17 protein-coding genes are annotated in these 17,551 nt (G+C 72.9%); 7 read left to right on the forward strand and 10 right to left on the reverse strand.

Annotated elements, in window-relative coordinates; all coding sequences use genetic code 11:
- Positions 1-28 precede the first annotated feature (28 nt).
- The 4 genes from J2X59_RS00555 to J2X59_RS00570 all read right to left on the reverse strand — a co-directional run bounded on the left by J2X59_RS00555 (position 29) and on the right by J2X59_RS00570 (position 4,941).
- Positions 29-1,690, reverse strand: a complete 1,662-nt coding sequence (locus tag J2X59_RS00555) for a glycoside hydrolase family 13 protein (RefSeq protein ID WP_326495339.1) — start codon at positions 1,688-1,690, stop codon at positions 29-31.
- Between the two features lie 86 nt (positions 1,691-1,776).
- Positions 1,777-2,682, reverse strand: a complete 906-nt coding sequence (locus J2X59_RS00560; RefSeq protein WP_066655554.1) for a carbohydrate ABC transporter permease — start codon at positions 2,680-2,682, stop codon at positions 1,777-1,779.
- The gene (locus tag J2X59_RS00565) at positions 2,682-3,632 is read right to left on the reverse strand and encodes a carbohydrate ABC transporter permease (protein WP_326495340.1); all 951 of its coding nucleotides are present in this window, start codon (positions 3,630-3,632) and stop codon (positions 2,682-2,684) included. The genes J2X59_RS00560 and J2X59_RS00565 overlap by 1 nt, the downstream gene beginning before the upstream one ends.
- A 10-nt stretch (positions 3,633-3,642) precedes the next feature.
- Positions 3,643-4,941 (reverse strand): ABC transporter substrate-binding protein, encoded by a 1,299-nt coding sequence (locus J2X59_RS00570; RefSeq protein ID WP_311206052.1) that lies wholly within the window; start codon positions 4,939-4,941, stop codon positions 3,643-3,645.
- A 134-nt stretch (positions 4,942-5,075) separates the two neighbouring features.
- On the opposite strand from J2X59_RS00570, the gene J2X59_RS00575 reads away from it, so the two are divergent.
- The 4 genes from J2X59_RS00575 (at position 5,076) to J2X59_RS00590 (ending at position 7,374) form a co-directional block, all read left to right on the forward strand.
- The gene (locus tag J2X59_RS00575) at positions 5,076-6,275 is read left to right on the forward strand and encodes an ROK family protein (RefSeq protein WP_326495341.1); all 1,200 of its coding nucleotides are present in this window, start codon (positions 5,076-5,078) and stop codon (positions 6,273-6,275) included.
- A gap of 60 nt (positions 6,276-6,335) precedes the next feature.
- Positions 6,336-6,599, forward strand: a complete 264-nt coding sequence (locus tag J2X59_RS00580; protein ID WP_066655545.1) for a type II toxin-antitoxin system prevent-host-death family antitoxin — start codon at positions 6,336-6,338, stop codon at positions 6,597-6,599.
- The gene (locus J2X59_RS00585) at positions 6,592-6,867 is read left to right on the forward strand and encodes a type II toxin-antitoxin system RelE family toxin (RefSeq protein WP_066655542.1); all 276 of its coding nucleotides are present in this window, start codon (positions 6,592-6,594) and stop codon (positions 6,865-6,867) included. Before J2X59_RS00580 ends, J2X59_RS00585 begins: the two co-directional genes overlap by 8 nt.
- A gap of 72 nt (positions 6,868-6,939) precedes the next feature.
- Positions 6,940-7,374, forward strand: a complete 435-nt coding sequence (locus J2X59_RS00590; RefSeq protein WP_326495342.1) for a hypothetical protein — start codon at positions 6,940-6,942, stop codon at positions 7,372-7,374.
- A gap of 42 nt (positions 7,375-7,416) precedes the next feature.
- On the opposite strand, the gene J2X59_RS00595 is transcribed toward J2X59_RS00590, so the two are convergent.
- On the reverse strand, positions 7,417-8,427 hold the full coding sequence (locus tag J2X59_RS00595) for a threonine aldolase family protein (protein ID WP_326495343.1): 1,011 nt from the start codon (positions 8,425-8,427) through the stop codon (positions 7,417-7,419).
- A 96-nt stretch (positions 8,428-8,523) separates the two neighbouring features.
- Between J2X59_RS00595 and J2X59_RS00600 the strand changes: the two genes are divergently transcribed.
- Positions 8,524-9,444, forward strand: a complete 921-nt coding sequence (locus tag J2X59_RS00600) for a metallophosphoesterase (RefSeq protein ID WP_326495344.1) — start codon at positions 8,524-8,526, stop codon at positions 9,442-9,444.
- An 81-nt stretch (positions 9,445-9,525) separates the two neighbouring features.
- Positions 9,526-10,587 (forward strand): NADP-dependent oxidoreductase, encoded by a 1,062-nt coding sequence (locus J2X59_RS00605; RefSeq protein ID WP_326495345.1) that lies wholly within the window; start codon positions 9,526-9,528, stop codon positions 10,585-10,587.
- A 76-nt stretch (positions 10,588-10,663) separates the two neighbouring features.
- Here the strand turns inward: J2X59_RS00605 and J2X59_RS00610 are convergent, their stop codons facing one another.
- Genes J2X59_RS00610 through J2X59_RS00620 form a run of 3 tightly spaced genes read right to left on the reverse strand, consistent with a single transcriptional unit; the run spans position 10,664 to position 13,549 of the window.
- The gene (locus tag J2X59_RS00610; RefSeq protein ID WP_326495346.1) at positions 10,664-11,506 is read right to left on the reverse strand and encodes an ABC transporter permease; all 843 of its coding nucleotides are present in this window, start codon (positions 11,504-11,506) and stop codon (positions 10,664-10,666) included.
- Positions 11,493-12,482 (reverse strand): ABC transporter ATP-binding protein, encoded by a 990-nt coding sequence (locus J2X59_RS00615; protein ID WP_326495347.1) that lies wholly within the window; start codon positions 12,480-12,482, stop codon positions 11,493-11,495. The genes J2X59_RS00610 and J2X59_RS00615 overlap by 14 nt, the downstream gene beginning before the upstream one ends.
- Positions 12,479-13,549 carry a LolA family protein gene (locus J2X59_RS00620; protein WP_326495348.1) on the reverse strand — a complete coding sequence of 357 codons (1,071 nt, stop codon included), beginning with the start codon at positions 13,547-13,549 and terminating at the stop codon, positions 12,479-12,481. The genes J2X59_RS00615 and J2X59_RS00620 overlap by 4 nt, the downstream gene beginning before the upstream one ends.
- Positions 13,550-13,699: 150 nt before the next feature.
- Here J2X59_RS00620 and J2X59_RS00625 point away from each other — a divergent pair, with 150 nt between their 5' ends.
- Positions 13,700-15,331, forward strand: coding sequence for an FGGY family carbohydrate kinase (locus tag J2X59_RS00625; RefSeq protein WP_326495349.1), 1,632 nt, complete (start codon positions 13,700-13,702; stop codon positions 15,329-15,331).
- Here the strand turns inward: J2X59_RS00625 and J2X59_RS00630 are convergent.
- Entirely contained in the window at positions 15,253-15,771 is a 519-nt protein-coding gene (locus J2X59_RS00630; protein ID WP_326495350.1) for a ribose-5-phosphate isomerase, read from the reverse strand. The two genes, J2X59_RS00625 and J2X59_RS00630, sit on opposite strands and share 79 nt — an antisense overlap.
- On the reverse strand, positions 15,768-17,507 hold the full coding sequence (locus tag J2X59_RS00635) for a dihydroxyacetone kinase family protein (protein WP_326495351.1): 1,740 nt from the start codon (positions 17,505-17,507) through the stop codon (positions 15,768-15,770). The genes J2X59_RS00630 and J2X59_RS00635 overlap by 4 nt, the downstream gene beginning before the upstream one ends.
- Positions 17,508-17,551: the final 44 nt, after the last annotated feature.

Genomic DNA, 17,551 nt, shown 5'->3' on the forward strand with positions numbered 1-17,551 from the left:
CGCGCCTCCCGTCCGCCACCGGGTCCCGTCAGGAACGCAACCAGGCGGTCCCCACACCCGACAGTGCGCCGTCTGCCACCGGCGCGGAGGCGAGCAGCAGCTCGCCGGCGGGGAGTGCGTACGGCTCGTCGCCGAACACCGTCACGCTCGTCCAGCCGTTCGGCCGGCGGAACGCGAGCACGTCGTCGCGACCGGTCTCGAGCCACTCGAGGTGCTCCTCGGACTGCAGCTGGCCGCGCAGGCCCAGGGCCTTCCGGTACAGGTTCAGCGTCGAGTCGGGGTCGGCGTCCTCCGCCTCGACCGAGACCTGCGCGAACCACGCCGGCTGCGGCAGGTGCGAGCCGCCGTCGCCGAACCCGAACGACGAACCCTGCCGCGTCCACGGGATCGGCACGCGGCAGCCGTCACGGCCCACGTCGACGCCCGGGTTCCGGAAGAACGCCGGGTCCTGGCGCTCGGCGTCGGGGATGTCGCCGACCTCGTGCAGGCCGAGTTCCTCGCCCTGGTAAAGGTAGGCGGAGCCGGGCAGTGCGAGCTCGAGGAGCGTCGCCGCCTGGGCCCGACGGAGTCCGAGCGAACGGTCGAGCGCCGCCTGGTCACCGCCCGCGAGCAGCCACGCGGACCCCTGCTTCTGCTCGTCGCCGTTCCGGGCGGGCAGTGCGTAGCGGGTGGCGTGCCGGACGACGTCGTGGTTCGAGAACACCCACGTCGTCGACGAGCCGGACTGCTCGGCGAGCCCGAGGTTGAACTCGATGATCGTGCGGAACTGCTGTGCGTCGAAGTCCGCCTCGAGCAGGTCGAAGTTGAACGCCTGCCCGAGTCCCTCGGCGCTGGCGTACCGGGCACGGCGGTCGGCTGCGACCCAGGCCTCGGCGACGGCGGTCCGTGCCGGGGTGTACTCGTCGAACACCGTCCGCCACTCGGCGTAGATCTCGTGCACGTCGTCGCGGTCCCAGAGGATGTGCGAGCCGTCCTTCGGGGCGGCGAGCACCTCGGCCCACGTGGGCAGCTCGCCTGCGGGCAGGTCCTTCGCCAGGCCGTGCGCCACGTCGATGCGGAAGCCGTCGACACCACGGTCCGACCAGAAGCGCAACGTGTGCAGGAAGTCGTCGCGCACCTCGCGGTTCGCCCAGTTCAGGTCGGGCTGCTCCGTCGCGAAGTTGTGCAGGTACCACTGGCCGTCGCCCACGGCGGTCCAGGCCGGGCCGCCGAAGATCGACACCCAGTCGGCCGGCGCCTCGGACCCGTCGGGACCGGTGCCGTCGCGGAACACGTAGCGGTCCCGGGCCGGGCTGCCCTTCGGCGACGCCAGCGCCTCGCGGAACCACTCGTGCCGGTCGCTCGTGTGGTTCGGCACGATGTCGACGATGACCCGGATGCCGGCGCCGTGCAGGGCATCGACCATCTCGTCGAAGTCGGCGAGGGTGCCCAGACGCGGGTCGACCTCGCGGTAGTCGTCGACGTCGTAGCCGCCGTCGGCCAGTGCGGACGGGTAGAACGGGCTGAGCCAGACGGCCTCGATGCCGAGGGAGGCCAGGTACGGCACCCGCGAGGTCACCCCGCGGAGGTCGCCGATGCCGTCGCCGTCCGCGTCGGCGAACGAGCGGGGGTACACCTGGTAGACGCTCGCCTGGCGCCACCAGGTCTCGGCGTCGGTGGCGGCTGCGGGCTGGACGAGCGTGTCGGTCACGTCGGGCCTTTCGTTGTTCGTGCGGGTGGTGGTCGTGGTCGTTGCAGCTGCGTTCGTGTCCGCGGTCGCGGACTGCGACGGCGGGGTCACTTGATCGCGCCCTGGGTCACGCCGGCCATCACCCATCGCTGGGTGACGAGGTAGACGATGATCGCCGGGGCCATCGCCATCAGGTACGAGGCGAACGACACGTTGTAGTTGTTGCTGAACTGCGTCTGGAACATCTGCTGCAGCACCGGCAGGGTCTGCAGCGCCGGGTCCGAGGTGATCAGCGACGGCATCACGAAGTCGTTCCAGGACGCCAGGAACGCGAAGATGCCGACGGTGGCGCTCATCGGCGCGAGGAGCGGGAACACCAGTCGCCAGAACACCTGCCCCGTGCTCGCACCGTCGATGCGGGCACTCTCCTCCAGCTCGGCCGGGATCGAGCGCAGGAACGCGGTGAAGAGCAGCACGCTGAACGACAGCTGGAACATGACGTGCAGGATCGCGACGCCGAACGGGTTGTCCAGCCCGGCGAGGCCCGTGAGCTTCACCTGCGACAGTGCGAGCACCGGGAACGGCAGGAACATCGCGGCGAGCAGGTAGAAGAACGACCAGCGGAAGAAGCGGCGCTCCCAGTTCCGGGCGATGGCGTACGCCGTGAACGACGCGAGCAGGATCGTCCCGACGACGGTGATCGCCGCGATGAGCACCGAGACGCCGAACGCCCGCGGGAAGTCCGTGAGCTCCCAGGCCTGCACGAAGCCGTCGACGCTGAACGGCGCCGGCAGCGAGAACGCGTTGCCGTCCACGGCCTGCGTCGTGGTCTTGAACGCCATCGTCACGGTGACGTAGAGCGGGACGAGGACGGACAGGGTGCACAGCGCGAGGACGATCGTGACCGGCCAGTTGAACCGTTCACCGCGGCGTCCGGCGGTGCGGTCGGCGTCGACCGACCGGATGCTGCCGGTCGCCGTCGTGCCCGGACGGAGGGGTGCTTGCATGGTCATCAGAGCGCTGCCTTCCCGCGGGTCGCCCGCAGCTGGATCACGGCGATGACGACGGCGATCACGAAGAAGATCGTCGCGTTCGCCATCTGGTACGCGTAGTCGCCGCCGCTGAAGCCCTTGAAGATCGACATCGCGACCGTCGTGGTCGAGGTGCCCGGGCCGCCGTCGGTCAGGCCGACGACGATGTCGTACGAGTTCAGGAAGTTCTTGAACCCGATCACGAGGTTGATGAGGATGTAGCCCGCCGTCAGGGGTGCGGTGATCGAGACCAGCTGCCGCCAGGCGCTGGCACCGTCGAGCGCCGCGGCCTCGTACACCTCGCCGGGGATCGACAGGACGCCGGCGATGTAGATGAGGAGCGTCGACGGGATCGCCTGCCAGGCGGTCACGACGACGATCGCGACCCACGCCAGGTCGGGGTTCGCCAGGATGCTCTGCTCGAGCGGGGCGATGCCGAGCGTGGTCGCGAGCGCCGGCAGGCTGTTCGCGAAGAGGAACGAGAACACGTAGGCGATGACGATGCCGGAGATCACCATCGGCAGGACGAAGACGCCGCGGAGCGCGATCTTGCCGCGGATCTTCGACGTCAGCGCGATCGCGAGCAGGAACGCCACGGCGTTCACCAGGAGCACGGTGACGAGCGAGAACCCGATGGTGAACAGGTACGCCTGCAGGATCGCGGGGTCGGAGAACACCGCGACGTAGTTCGTCAGGCCGGTGAACCGGAACTCGCCGAAGCCGACGGAGTTCGTGAAGCTCAGCACGATGCCCATCGCTGCGGGGAGGGTGATGGCGAGGGTGAAGAGCACGAGCGTGGGGACGAGGAACAGGAGGAAGAGCGGATCGACGCGCTTGGCGCGTCCGCGGACGCCGGCCTGGACGCGCGGTGCGGCTCCGCCCCGGCGGCGGCGGTCCGCCGTCGTGATCGATTCGGTGGTCGTGGTGGCCAAGGTCGTCTCCTTACGCGGCCGACCGGAGCGCGAGCCGCGCCCAGTCGCCGTCGAGGGTGCGGAGTTGCGGGTCGGGCGCACCGCCGAAGGCGATGGACTGCAGGTAGTTCGCCACCGGGATCTCGGCGGGGATGAGCTGCGAGGCGCCGAGGTAGAACGCGGCCTGGTCGTACGAGTCCTGCATGCCGCGGAGCGCGGGGTTCGAGACCGGAGGGGAGTCCTTCCGCACACCGAAGCCGTTGTTGTCGGCGTTGTACCGGTCGCTGATCTCCGGGCTCATCAGGAAGGACAGGAACTCGCGGGCGGCCTCCTGCTTCCGTGAGGCCTCGGGGATCCAGAGCCCGAGGTCGACGTTGACGCGCACCTTGTTGTCGGCGGGGTCGTCGGTCGCCGGGAACGGGAAGGTGCCGAGGTCCATGTCGGGGTTCGTCTTCGCGATCTCGCCGAGCGCCCAGGGGCCCTGCAGGTACATCGCCGCCTTCCCCTGCGCGAACGCGAGGTTGCCGTCGCCGTAGCCCCGGCTGGCGGCGCCCTGCTGGTGCCACTGCAGCAGGTCCACCATGCGGCCGACGGGAGCGGCGAAGTCCTTCTCGAACGACACCGCCGACCCCCTGCCGACCGAGGTGCCCTCGCGGTCGAGCGCCGCGAAGGTCGACGGCACGTCGAGCATGCCGCCCACCGAGTAGTCGAACATGCCCTGGGCGATCGTCCAGTTGTCCTTGTACGTGCCGTACATCGGGGTGATCCCGGCCTTCACGAGACGCTCGCACACGTCGGTGAACGCGCTCCAGGTCGTCGGCACCTCCAGACCCTGCTGCGCGAACAGCTGCTTGTCGTAGATCACCGACGCGGCGGTCACCGAGTAGGGCAGGACGCTCGTCCGGCCCGGGTAGTCCGCGGTCTGGCGCATCAGGGGCCAGAGGTCGGGGTTGATCGTGTCCTTCTCGGGCAGGTCCGACAGGTCGGTCAGGGCCCCGTGCTCGACGAACGACACCATCGCGTAGTTGTAGTTCAGGCACCCGAGGTCCGGCGGTCGGTTCCGGACGAAGTTCGCGGACATGTTCGACGTCGAGTCGCGGACCACGCGGATCTTGGACTGGCTGTCGTGGAACTTCGCGATGACGTCGTCGAAGTACCCGATGACCTCGGGCTTCGACACGTAGAAGGTGATCGTCTCGGGTCGGCTGCTCGATCCTCCGAGCGGGGCGCACCCAGCGAGTGCCAGGCCCGCGCCGATGCCGCCCGCACCGAGCAGGAACCCGCGGCGGGTGACCCCGGCCGTGCTCCTGGTGGTGGCGTGTGCTTGCACGTCGTCTCCGTCCGTCCGGACCCGGCGTCCCTGCCGTTCCGACTCGCGTGCCGGCGTCGGTGTCGGCTCGCGCGACTAAATGTACTCAGAAAATCTAATCGCGCAAGCAAGTCGCGTCGCGGTAGGGTCGGCGCATGCCACAGCGCCGTGTGACCCCCCGCGCGACCAGCGCCGAGACGGTCCTGGCGTACGCCCTCGAGCCGACGTCCGGTGCCTTCACGGCGACCGAGGCGATCGACGCCACGGGGCTGACCCGCTCGACCGTCCTCGCCGCGTGCGCGGAGCTCGTCCGGCTCGGCTGGCTCCGCGACCTCGACGACGCCCGCACGGCAGGGGAGTACCGGAAGGGCCGGCCCGCCCGGCGCTGGGAACTCGTCGCGGACGCGGGGGTCGTCGTCGGCGTCGACGCGGGGCAGCACCGCGTCACCGCGCTCGTCGCCGACCTGCGGGGCACCGTCCTCGCCCGCACCGAGGGGGCGCTCGGCGAGTCCGGGCTCGAGGTGCCCGTCCGGCTCAGTGTGACGACCGACACCGTCGCGGCGGCACTCACCGCGGCCGGCGTGGACGCCGCCCGCGTGCTCGTGACGGTCGTCGGCATCCCGGCTCCGGTCGACGCGCTCGGTGCGTCACCCCGCGACGGCGGCTTCTGGGACAGCATGAACCCGGGCTTCTCGGACGTCGTGCCCCACGGTGTCGTCGTGGTCGAGAACGACGCGAACGCCGCCGCGCTGGCCGAACGGCCCTCGTCGGGGGACGCCTCGTTCGCGGCGCTGCTCTCGGGCGAGCGGTTCGGCGCCGGCCTGGTCGTCGACGGCGCGCTCCTCCGCGGTGCCCGGGGCGGTGCCGGTGAGCTCCGGGTGCTCGACCTGGTCGACGGGGTGGCCTCGTCGAACGGCATCGGACGCACCGCCCGCGAGCTCGTCCGCGCGGCGCGGGCCGACGGGCGCATCGGTCCGGCGTCCCTGCTCGGCGGCGTCGAGGAGCCGGGCGCCGAGGCGGTGTTCGCCGCCGCCGCGCTGCTCGACCCGGTGGCGCTCGAGGTCGTCGACCGGCTGGGGGACCGCCTCGCCCGGGTCTGCGTCCTGCTCGCGAGCCTGCTCGACATCGACCGCGTGGTCGTCGCCGGGGCGATCGCCGACGCCGCCGCTCCCGTGATCGAGCGGGCGCGCGAGCACCTGGCTGCCTGGGAGTACGACCCGACGCCCGAGGTCGTGCCGTCGCGGCTCGGCGGCGACGTCGTGGTCCTCGGCGCCGTCGCGCGTGCGCTCGACCTCGTGCACGCCGATCCGCTGGCCTTCCCGCTGCCCGCCGAGACCCCCGCCGTCGCGACCTGACCGCCGATCCGCTCCCACCGAGCCCTTCCCAACCGGACGTACGAGTCGTACGATCGGTACATGTACAACCTGCCCGCGAGTGAAGCACGCCAGCGATGGTCCGACCTCATCGACCATGCGCACCGCGAACCGGTCGCCATCACGGTCCGCGGCCGCGAGCAGGTCGTCGTGCTCGAGGCGGAACTGGCTCGCCGGGCACTGCAGGCGCTCGAGGACGCGATGGACCGGGCCGCTGTCGATCGAGCTCGGCGGGAACTCGCGGAGGACCCGGAGACGCTGCCCCTCGAGCAGGTCGCCCGCGAGCTGGGCATCACGCTTGGGTGAAGCCTCGCCCGTCGAGTACCGGGTCGAGCTGACCAAGCGTGCCGCGAAGGCGCTGACGAAGCTCGACCGGGTCGTGCAGCGGCGGTTGCTCGCCGCCCTGGTCCTGCTCCGCACCACGCCGCGTCCGCCAGGGTCGACCGCGCTGGTCGGCCGGCCGGGCGAGTTCCGGGTCCGTGTGGGCGACCACCGGATCGTCTACGAGATCGTCGACGACCGTCTGGTGGTCCTCGTGCTGGTCATCGGCCACCGCCGTGACGTGTACCGCTGAACCCGACCGACCGACCGCCGCCCCCTGGGCCGACCGCTGACACCGCGGCGCGGTCCGCGGCAGACTGGGCCCGTGACGATCCGACCCGTCCTCGTTCCCGCGGTCCTCGGCGTGCTCGCGGTGTTGTGCACCGGGTGCGTCGCCGTCGATCCGGAGGAGGGTGTCCTCACCTTGTCGGGCAGCGACGCGGCCCCGCTCCCGGCGTGCAACGGCGCAGCGCCCGTCTCGGTCTCCGCCCTGGCGTCCGACGACCCGCCGGAGTGCGAGCCGATCGGTCAGGTGCTCGTCTTCCCCGACGGCGGCCGGCTGCAGTTGCCGGAGGGATCGCTCGGCGCCGGTTCGCAGGCTGCCGCGTCGGGCGTCCGGTACGCGTACAGCGGTGTCGGGCGGTTCGGCGTCGTCGCGGCGCAGGCGGGTCCTGGTTGCGTCGATGTCCAGGAGTGGGGGACCCCGGACGCGTTGCGTCGGGTCCACGACGCCTTCGGCTCGCGCTGGATGTGCGCCTGACCGGGCGCAGGACGCGAGCGCCCGGCGACCGGTCGCGGCCCCTCAGCGGGGGAGCGCCGCCAGGACCTCGGCGGCACGGGCGGCCTGCTCGGCGCTGACGTCGAGGTGCGTCACGAGCCGGACGTGCCTCGGGCCGAGCTGCATCACCCGCACGTCCTGCTCGGCGGCCGCGGCCACGAAGGCTGCCGGATCGGTCACCTCGGCGAAGACGATGTTCGTGTCGACGGTCGCGGGGTCGACGTCGAGCGCGGACGCGAGCACCCGGGCGTTGGTGTGGTCCTCGGCGAGACGGTCGACGTGGTGCCGGAGCGCGTACCGGCCCGCCGCGGCCAGGAAGCCCGTCTGCCGCATGCCCCCGCCGTAGCGCTTCCGCCAGGTGCGGGCCGCGGCAACGTGCTCCCGGGAGCCGACGAGCACCGAGCCGACCGGCGCGCCGAGCCCCTTCGACAGGCAGACCGACACGGTGTCGAACCCCGCGGCGAGGTCGCGCAGCGCGACCCCCGACGCGACGTGGGCGTTCCACAGCCGGGCACCGTCGAGGTGCACCGCGATGCCGTGCTCCCGCGCGAACGCCTGCACGGCGTGGACCTCGTCGACGGGCTGCACGGTCCCGCCACCGAAGTTGTGCGTGTTCTCGATCGCGATCGCCGTCGTGGACACGCTGTAGGCGCCGGCGTTCGGCTCAGCCACCTCCGCGACCGCCGCCGCGACGAGGCGTCCGCGCTCCGAGGACCACGTGCGCGTCGTGATGCCGGAGAACACCGCCGCGGCACCGAGCTCGGCGCGGACGACGTGGGCCCGGACGTCCGCCAGGAGTTCCTCGCCCGGCGCGACGTGCAGCCGCAGCCCGAGCTGGTTCGCCATCGAGCCGGTCGGGGTGAAGAGCCCGGTTTCGTGGCCGAGCAGGTCGGCGATCTCGCACTCGAGGGCGTTCGTCTCCGGGTCCTCGCCGAAGACGTCGTCACCGACCTCGGCGTCGGCCATCGCCCGGCGCATCGCGGGCGTCGGGCGGGTCACGGTGTCGGAGCGCAGGTCGATCGGAGCGTCGGTCACCGGGCAACGCTAACCCGCCGTCCGGTCCGTCGATCACCAGGCAACACCGACCCGCCGTCCAGTCCGTCGATCACCGGCGTCGCTACCGTGAGGCCCATGCAGCCGCCAGCAGCCGGGACCCTCCGCATCCTCCACCTGTCCGACACGCACCTGACCGGTGACGGTGCCCTGCACCAGGGGTCGGTCGACACGACGGCGGCGTTGCACGCGGTGCTCGCGCACGTCGACGGGGTCCCGGGCGTCGGCCTGGTCGTGGTCTCGGGGGACGTGTCCGAAGACGGGAGTCCCGCGTCCTACCGCACGGCTCGAGAGCGGATCGGCGCCTGGGCCCAGCGGCACGGCGCCGCACTCGTCCTCGTCCCCGGCAACCACGACCTCCGCGAGGGCTTCCGCCAGGTCCTCGCGAACGGCCACGTCCTCGGCGAGGGCGGCACGCCGCTCGCGCACACGATGGAGTACGTCCCGCCGTCCGTGCCGGTCTCCGGGCAGTCGGTCGTCGCCGGCTTCCGCGTGGTGACGGTCGACACGAGCGTCCCCGGTGCCGGCTACGGCGCGCTCAGCGACACCGCGCTCGAGCGACTCCGCGCGGCGCTCACCGGCGAGCCCGTCCCACACGGCACGGTCGTCGTGCTCCACCACCCGCCGGTGCCCTCGCCGACCTTGCTGCACGAGGCCCTCCGCCTGCAGGACCCCGAGGACCTCGCCGAGCTCCTCGACGGCTCGGACGTCCGGGTGGTGCTCGGCGGGCACCAGCACCACCACAGCGCCGGGTCGCTCGCCGGCGTCCCGGTGCTCGTCGCGCCCGGGGTCGCGAACGACACGGACGTCGTCGGACCGTACGCCGAGGAGTCCGCCCACGTCGCCCACGGCGCACTGGTCGTCGACGTCGCCACCGACGGCTCCGTCTGGTCGACACCGGTCCGCGTCCCCGACCCGGACCGCGACGTGCTCGCCTTCGCGCTCGACGCCGAGACGGTGGCACGGATCGCGGAGCAGGCGGGGCCCGCCGCGCGCTGACGGTGCTCGAGACCCCTCGCTCACGGACACCGTCCCGGCGTCGCGAGTACACCGGAGCCATGCCCACGGAAGGAGTCCCCCATGCGCATCGGTAGTGCAGTGCAGTACGACCGGTACGGCGGGTTCGACGTCGTCGACCTCGTCCCGCAGGAACGTCCCGAGCCCGGACCCGGCGACGTCGTCGTCGAGGTCGTCGCCGCCGGCCTGAACCACGTCGAGCGGTTCCTCCGCGAGGGGAAGCTGCGCGACCACATCGACCTCGAGTTCCCTGCCCACCAGGGCGTCGACTTCGCCGGCATCGTCCGGGCCCGTGGCGCCGAGGTCCGTGACCTCAAGGTCGGCGACGAGGTGATGGGCCACGCGCCCGAGGGCGGTGCGCACGCCACCTGGATCCGCGTGCGCCGCGGTGCGGTCGTGAAGAAGCCCGAGCACGTCGGGTGGGAGGTCGCCGGCGGCCTCTACCTGGCCGGTGCCACCGCCGCGACGATCGTCCGCGGACTCCGTCTCGGGCCCGACGACACCATCGTGATCTCCGCCGCTGCCGGCGGTGTCGGGCACATCGAGTGCCAGCTGGCGCACGACGCCGGCGCGACCGTCATCGCCCTCGGCAGCCCGCGGAACCACGACTACCTGCGGCAGATCGGCACGCTGCCGGTCGCGTACGGCGAGGGCGAGGAGGACCGCATCCGGCAGATGGCGGCCGGCCGGCCGATCACCGCGTTCATCGACAACCACGGCGGTGGCGGTGCAGCGGACCTCGCATCGCGGCTCGGCGTGCCGTCGGAGCGGCTGGTGACCTCCGAGCACCGCCGCGACGTCGAGATCCGGTTCCTGCGGGCACCGGCCGACGACGAGGAGGCCCGTGACCTGCTCACCCTGCTCGGCAAGGCCGTGCAGGACCGCCGCGTGCAGGTGCTCATCTCGGGCTTCTACCCGTTCGAGTACATCGTCGACGCCTACGAGGACCTGGCCGAGATGCGCTCCCGCGGCAAGGTCGTGATCGGCATGCAGACGGTGGAGACCGGTGCGCGACTCGACTGGTACCGCTCGGAGAAGGCGCGTGACCTGCGCGACCGCTACGCCGATGCACGAGGCGCGGACGCCGAGACGATGGCCGGCGGGTCGACGAGCCCGGAGGCCTGAGCCACACGCGCGACGATCGGGCCCGGTCTCCGGCAGGAGGCCGGGCCCGATCCGTGCGCGGGGGAGCGTGCGTCGGCTAGCTGAGGACGTCCTTCGTCGCGAACCGTCCGTACGCCAGCGCACCGAACACGGCCACCCAGCCGAGCTGCAGCAGCGCGTTCGCCCCGAAGGAGTCGAACGCGATCGGGTCGCGGAGCAGGTCGCCGAAGCCGAGCCACAGGTGCGAGAACAGGAACGGGTGCAGCCGGTCGAGCTGCGGGAGCTGGTCGAGCACCTGCGAGACCCCGGCGAGCACGACCGTCGCGGCCATCGCCCCGACCGGTACCGTCGTCAGCGTCGAGGCGAAGAGCCCGATCGCGGCCAGCCCCAGCATCGACAGGGCCACGTACAGCGCGAGGAGCAGTGCGCGGCCGGCGTACGACCAGCCGCCGACCTGCGTCCCCGACAGCAGGGTCACCGGGCCGATCGGGAAGAGCAGTGCGCCGATCGCCGCGCCGACGAGCACGACGAGGAACGTCGCGGCCAGGCAGAACGCGACCGTCGCGACGTACTTGACCAGGATGAACCGCAGGCGGCCGGTCGGGGCCACCAGCAGGTAGCGGATCGTGCCGTGCGACGCCTCGCCCGCGACCGTGTCACCCGACACGACCCCCACGGTCAGGGGCAGGAACAGCGGGATCGACACGGTCAGCGCGGTGAACGCGACGAAGAGGCCGTTGTTCGTGATGTCCCCGAGGAACGCGGGACCACCGGAGTCACCGTCGGTGGTCAGGCGCACCGCGATCGCGATGAGCACCGGGACCAGGGCGAGGGCACCGAGCATCGCCCAGGTCCGGCGGCGCCGGAACAGCAGCGCGAGCTCCGACCCGAGCAGGGCGAAGGGGCGGACGGGACGGCAGACGGGCTCAGGCTGCGACATCGAAGCCCTCTCCGGTGAGCGCGACGAACAGGTCCTCGAGGGTGCCGCCGCCCACCGCCACGCCCCGGACCCGGACGTCGGCACGGACGAGGTCAGCCGTGACGGTCTCGGGCAGGACGTCGTCGGGCAGGTCGGCGACCAGGACGTCCGCACCGGTGTCCCGACGCGGGGAGAGCCCCATCCGCACGAGCACCGCCGAGGCCTCGCCCACGTCGGGGGTCCGGACGGTCAGGGTCCGGCCGCCCGTCGCCCGGAGCTCGTCGAGGGACCCCTGCGCCACGAGGCGCCCGCTCCGCATCACCGCGGCGTGCGTGCAGACCTGCTCGATCTCGGCGAGCAGGTGGCTCGACACGAAGACCGTGGTGCCGTCGTCGGCCAGCGAGCGGATGAGGTTGCGGACCTCGCGGGTCCCCTGCGGGTCGAGGCCGTTCGTCGGCTCGTCGAGCACGAGGAGGTCACGCGGCGCGAGCAGTGCGCCCGCCAGGCCGAGGCGTTGCTTCATGCCGAGCGAGTAGGCGTGTGCCTTCTTGTCGGCGGCGTGGCCGAGCCCGACGCGGTCGAGCGCCGCCGCGACACGGTCGTGGCGGGTGCGCGGGTCGGAGGTCGGGTCCGCCGAGTCGAACCGCTGCAGGTTCGCCCGACCGGACAGGTACGGGTAGGCGGCCGGACCCTCGACGAGCGCGCCGACGCGGGGGAGGACCTCCTGCAACGCGCCCGGTACCGCACGACCGAGCACCTCGATCGTGCCGCTCGTCGCCGCCGACAGGCCGAGGAGCATCCGGATGGTGGTGGTCTTGCCGGAGCCGTTCGGTCCGAGGAACCCGAAGACCGATCCGCGCGGGACGGCCAGGTCGATGCCGTCGACGGCGCGCTGCCGGCGGAACACCTTGACGAGCGACTGCGTCCGGATCGCGAGGTCGGGAACGGACCGGCCGGGCTCCGTCGCTGCCCGGTCCGGCTGCGGAGCTGTCGTCACTTCGCGGCGGTGACCAGCGCGGCCACCGGGACGGCGCCGACGAACACCCGGCCGTCGTCCGTCAGGTAGACCGACACGAGCGACGTCTGCAGTGCGCGGCCGCCGTCGACGGGCTTCGTCACCTGGTCGAGGAGCGCCGAGGCGTCGGAGTCGCGACCCGGTCCGGCGGTGTCGCCGGCGGGCAGCTCCACGACGCTGTCCCACCCGGAGCCGGTCACCGTCGGACCGACGCCGCTCCGGTCGTCACCGTGTGCCCGTCCGCCCTGCCCGTGCTGGTGGGCGTCCGAGAGGTCCTTCGTCGTGACCTCGGCGCCGGACGGCGGGGTGAAGTCGAACAGTCGAGCGTCGGGCGCGCCGTAGTCGAGGCTCGTGAACCCGACCTGGAACGCCGGGTCGTGCTGCCCGGCCGCGGTCACGGTGACGCGCAGGGGCAGCCCGGTCTGCTGGTCGACGGCGAGCCGGACCGAACCGACCAGGGTGTCGTCGGACCTCGGCGTCAGGGTGACCTGCCATGCGTCGTGTCCGGCGACGCGGACCGTCGTCGGGTCGGACACCCGGGTGCTCGGGGTGATCGCGTCGACCGCACGCTCGGCCGCCTGCGCCGGCGTGGTCGCGCCGGCGGTGGGGGCGTCGGCGCCCGCGGGGAGCGTCAGGTGCACCGCCGTGCGCTCCTTCGAGTCCCAGGTCCACACGTCGGACCCGTTCCGGACCACGTCCTGTTCCGCGAGCTGCTGGGTCAGCTGGAAGCGCTGTTCGTCCTCGCCGCCGACGTACACCCGCGCGGTGTGCGCGGCGGTGAGCAGTCCGAGCACGTCGGACGCGTCGCCCTCGAGCGAGGAGCCGCCGCTGCCCGAGGGGAGCTCCGGCAGCCCGAGGTCGCTCGTCTGCGCGATCGTGCCGGAGTACTGCGCGTTGCTGGACCCCGCGATGCTCGCGAGGACCTCGGCCGCGGTGGGGTCCGAGCCCGCCACCGGTTCGGCAGCGGCGTTCGCGATCACGGGTGCGGCGATGACGCCGGCGACGACGACCGGTGCGATCGCGGCGGGCAGCCAGGCTGACTTCTGCATCGTGTCCCCTTCGGTGGAGCGGTGGGTCGCGAGCACCGTACGTCGGGCTGCCGACAGTCGGCTGGGCGTCCGCGGCTGTCGTCCCGGTGTCCGGCACTCGTAGGATCGGTCCGCCCGGCGACGGGACGACACGGCGGCGAAGGAGACGGCATGCGCGCGGTCCTCGGACTGGACATCGGTACCTCGAGCACGAAGGCGCTGCTGGCCGGGTTCGACGGCAGGGTGCTCGCCGAGGGCTGCCGGGAGCACAGCGTCGACCGCCCCGTCGAGGGGCGGGTCGAGATGGACGGCGACGCCTGGTGGGCCGAGTTCGTGGACCTGACGACCGAGCTGCTCGCACGGGTCCCGCACGCGCGGGTCGAGGCGGTCGGGGTCAGCGGCATCGGTCCGTGCGTCCTGCTGTCGGACCAGGACGGACGGCCGCTGCGGCCCGCGATCCTCTACGGGGTGGACACCCGCACGGCGGACATGCTCGACGAGGTCGCGGCGGAGCTCGGCGGTGACGACGCCGTCCGTGCCCGGTGCGGCAGCGGGCTCAGCACCCAGGCCGCCGGGGTGAAGCTCGCATGGCTCGCCCGGAACGAACCCGACACGTGGCGTCGTGCCGGACGGTTCACGATGCCCTCGTCGCGGATCGTCGAGCAGCTCACCGGCGAGTACGTCCTCGACCACCACTCGGCGAGCCAGACGACCCCGCTGTACGACGTCCACGCCGAGCGCTGGATCGACGAGTGGTGCGCGCGGCTCGCGCCCGGTCTGCGGATGCCGCGGCTGCTCTGGCCCGGTGACCGGGCCGGTGACGTGACGGCCGCCGCCGCCGCAGCCACGGGCCTCCCGGCCGGGATCCCGGTGATCGCGGGGACCATCGACGCGTGGGCCGAGGGGGTCAGCTCCGGCGTCCCCGCGCCGGGGCGGGTGTTCCTGCAGTACGGGTCGACGATGTTCCTCATCGCGCCCACCGACCGGCCGACGTCGGTCCCGGGTCTGTGGACCACGGTCGGGACCCGCCCTGGGCAGCCCTGCGTCGCGGGGGGCACCGCGACCTCCGGCGCCGTCACCGACTGGCTCCGGCGGCTCGTCGACGGCGACCGCGCAGCACTCCTCGCCGAGGCGCGGGCCGCCGGTCCGGGCGCCGGGGGACTGCTCGTCCTGCCCTACTTCGCCGGGGAGCGGACCCCGATCGCGGACCCGGACGCCCGCGGAGTGGTCGCCGGGCTGACGGTCCGGCACACGCGTGGTGACCTCTACCGCGCGACGCTCGAGGGGACGGCCTACGCGGTCCGCCACAACCTCGAGGTGCTGGGCGAGGCCGGCATCGACGTGCACGAACTCGTCGGCGTCGGCGGCGGGGTGCTCGGACGACTGTGGCCGGAGATCGTGTCGGACGTCACGGGGCTCCCGCAGACCATCCCGTCCGTCACCACGGGAGCGTGCTTCGGCACGGCGTACCTGGCCGCGCTGCTCGTCGACGGCGCGGACCGCGTCGACATCCACGCCTGGAACCCGCCGGCGGTCGTCATCGAACCGGATCCGGCGGCCTCCGAGCGGTACGACCTCGGGTACCGGGACTACCGGGAGCTCTACGAGGCGACCGCGCCGGTCGTGCACCGGTTGGCGCGCCGCCAGCGCGACGGCGGGACCGCCACTGCACCGGCCGGTCCGGCGGGTGCGGTGGCGGTCCCGAGGGGCCGACCGGCGTCGGGTCACGCGGTGGCGGTGCCCCCGGCGTCGGTGCCGGGTGCGCCTCCGGCGTCGGTGCCGACGGGCGCTGAGCCGTCGTAGCCGCAGATCGCGGCGACCTTCTCCGCGCTCGCGCTCGACGGGTCGAACGTGTACCCGAGCCACTCCTTCGCCATGCGCCGGGCGACCTCGACACCGATCACGCGCTGGCCCATGCAGAGCACCTGCGCGTCGTTCGACAGCACCGACCGCTCGACGCTGAACGAGTCGTGCGCCGTGACGGCCCGGATGCCGGGGACCTTGTTCGCGCTGATCGCGACCCCGAGCCCGGTGCCGCAGACCAGGATCGCCCGGTCGGCCTCACCGTCCGCGACCATCCGGGCGGCGTCGACGGCGACGTGTGGGTACGCCGTGTGGCCGTCCGCGTCGACGCCCACGTCGACCACGCTGGCCACGCGGTCGTCGGCCTCGAGGTCCCGCTTGATGACCTCCTTGTAGTCGAAGCCCGCGTCGTCCGAGCCCACCACCAGTCGTAGCGTCATGCGTCCACTCCTTCGCGTCGTGCGCGGTCGGCGAGCACCTCGCCGATCCGTGTGAGGACCATCCCCATCGAGGTGGCGCCCGCATCGGGCGTCCCCACGCTCTTCTCGGCCAGGGGTCGGGCCCGCCCGACCTTCGGCCGCAGGTCCGCCGTGGCCTCCGCCTGCTCGACGGCGACCCGCGCTGCCGTCCGCCAGGCCGCCGGCAGGTCGACGCCGTCGTCGACCGAGGACCGCAGCTGGTCGACGAAGGGCAGCAGTGCGTCGAGCAGCGTCTTGTCGCCGCGGGCCGCGCCGCCCAGGTGGACGATCGAGTCCGCGAACGCCTGCGCGGCAGCCACGACGTCGGTCGGACCGTACGTCTCCCGGTCGTCGCCGAGCGCACGACCGAAGGACTCGAGGGCCGCGCCCCAGAGCACACCGGACGTCCCGCCGGCGGACGCTGCCCAGGCGTCGCCCGCCCGACCGAGCACGAACGCGACACCCGCGCCGGGGTCGGTCTGCTCGACCGACCGGCGAGCCGCCGAGACACCCTTCACCATGCCGCGCCCGTGGTCGCCGTCGCCGGCGACCGCGTCGATGCGCCCGAGGGTCTCCTCGTGCTCGCGGAGCAGCGCGTCCATCGCCACCACGGCTGCGCGGGCGGTCTCGGCTGCCCGCCGGGAGGCCTCGGTCGCGTCCGGCACGACGGTCGCCTCCGCCTCGGCCTCGGCCACCGCGTCGGCCGCCACGAGCGCCGCGACCGGAGCGGCGACCTTGCGGTACGCCGGCGTGTAGGCGTCCGCGCGCCAGTACTGTTCGAGCTCGTCGTCGAGGAACTGCAGTGTGAGCGAGCAGCCGCCCATGTCGAGGCTGGTGACGAGCTCGCCGACCTCGGGCTCGACGACCTCGAGCCCGGCGTCCTCGAGGAGCGGCAGCACGCGGCCCCAGAGCAGGAACAGCTCCTCGTACTTGGTGTCGCCCAGGCCGTTGAGGATCGGTGCGACCCGCGGCCCGGCGCCCTCGGGGCGTTCTGCCACCAGTCGCTCGACGAGCAGTGCGGCGAGCTCCCGCGCGGGCAGCACCGGGACGTCCTGGATGCCCGGCTCACCGTGGATGCCGAGCCCGAGTCCGAGGTGTCCGACCGGGACGGAGAAGAGCGGTTCGGTGGCGCCGGGCATGGTGCAGCCCGAGAACGCGACGCCGATCGTCCGGGTGGCCGCGTTCGCCGCGGTGCCGACGCGCTCCACCTCGTCCAGGTCGAGTCCCGCCGCTGCGGCGGCACCCATCGCCTTGAAGACCGAGAAGTCGCCGGCGATGCCCCGCCGCTGCGCGACCTCGTCGGCGCTCGCGACGTCGTCGGTGACCACGACGATCCGCGTGTCGATGCCCTCGGCGCGCAGGCGCTCGGCGGCGAGGCCGAAGTTCATCGTGTCACCGGCGTAGTTGCCGAACGACAGCACGACGCCGCGGCCCTGGTCGGCGGCCTTGGCCACCGAGTACACCTGGGCCGCGGACGGCGAGGTGAAGACGTTGCCGACGACGGCGCCGGTGGCGAAGCCGGGGCCGACGACGCCGCAGAACGCGGGGTAGTGCCCGGATCCGCCGCCGACCACGACGGCGACCTGCCGGTCGGCGCCCTCGGTCGGGAGGGCGACCACCCCGCCGTGCACGCCGCGTACCCGGTCGGCGTACAGGGCGAGCCAGCCGGCCAGCTGGTCGTCGGCGAAGTCCTCGGGGTCGTCGTGGATCGTGGTCATGGCGTGCGTTCCTGTCGTGCGGTGGACCGGGGTCCGGTGGATGG

Source organism: Curtobacterium sp. 260 (assembly GCF_030803485.1).
Classification (GTDB): Bacteria; Actinomycetota; Actinomycetes; order Actinomycetales; family Microbacteriaceae; genus Curtobacterium.

What these genes read in the sequence shown, in the direction of transcription:
- J2X59_RS00605 (WP_326495345.1), top strand. Translation starts at nt 9,526, where the DNA reads ATGCGCATCGGTAGTGCAGTGCAGTACGACCGGTACGGCGGGTTCGAC.
- J2X59_RS00625 (WP_326495349.1), top strand. Translation starts at nt 13,700, where the DNA reads ATGCGCGCGGTCCTCGGACTGGACATCGGTACCTCGAGCACGAAGGCG.
- J2X59_RS00600 (WP_326495344.1), top strand. Translation starts at nt 8,524, where the DNA reads ATGCAGCCGCCAGCAGCCGGGACCCTCCGCATCCTCCACCTGTCCGAC.
- J2X59_RS00560 (WP_066655554.1), bottom strand. Translation starts at nt 2,682, where the DNA reads ATGACCATGCAAGCACCCCTCCGTCCGGGCACGACGGCGACCGGCAGC.
- J2X59_RS00580 (WP_066655545.1), top strand. Translation starts at nt 6,336, where the DNA reads ATGTACAACCTGCCCGCGAGTGAAGCACGCCAGCGATGGTCCGACCTC.
- J2X59_RS00630 (WP_326495350.1), bottom strand. Translation starts at nt 15,771, where the DNA reads ATGACGCTACGACTGGTGGTGGGCTCGGACGACGCGGGCTTCGACTAC.
- J2X59_RS00620 (WP_326495348.1), bottom strand. Translation starts at nt 13,549, where the DNA reads ATGCAGAAGTCAGCCTGGCTGCCCGCCGCGATCGCACCGGTCGTCGTC.
- J2X59_RS00610 (WP_326495346.1), bottom strand. Translation starts at nt 11,506, where the DNA reads ATGTCGCAGCCTGAGCCCGTCTGCCGTCCCGTCCGCCCCTTCGCCCTG.
- J2X59_RS00635 (WP_326495351.1), bottom strand. Translation starts at nt 17,507, where the DNA reads ATGACCACGATCCACGACGACCCCGAGGACTTCGCCGACGACCAGCTG.
- J2X59_RS00575 (WP_326495341.1), top strand. Translation starts at nt 5,076, where the DNA reads ATGCCACAGCGCCGTGTGACCCCCCGCGCGACCAGCGCCGAGACGGTC.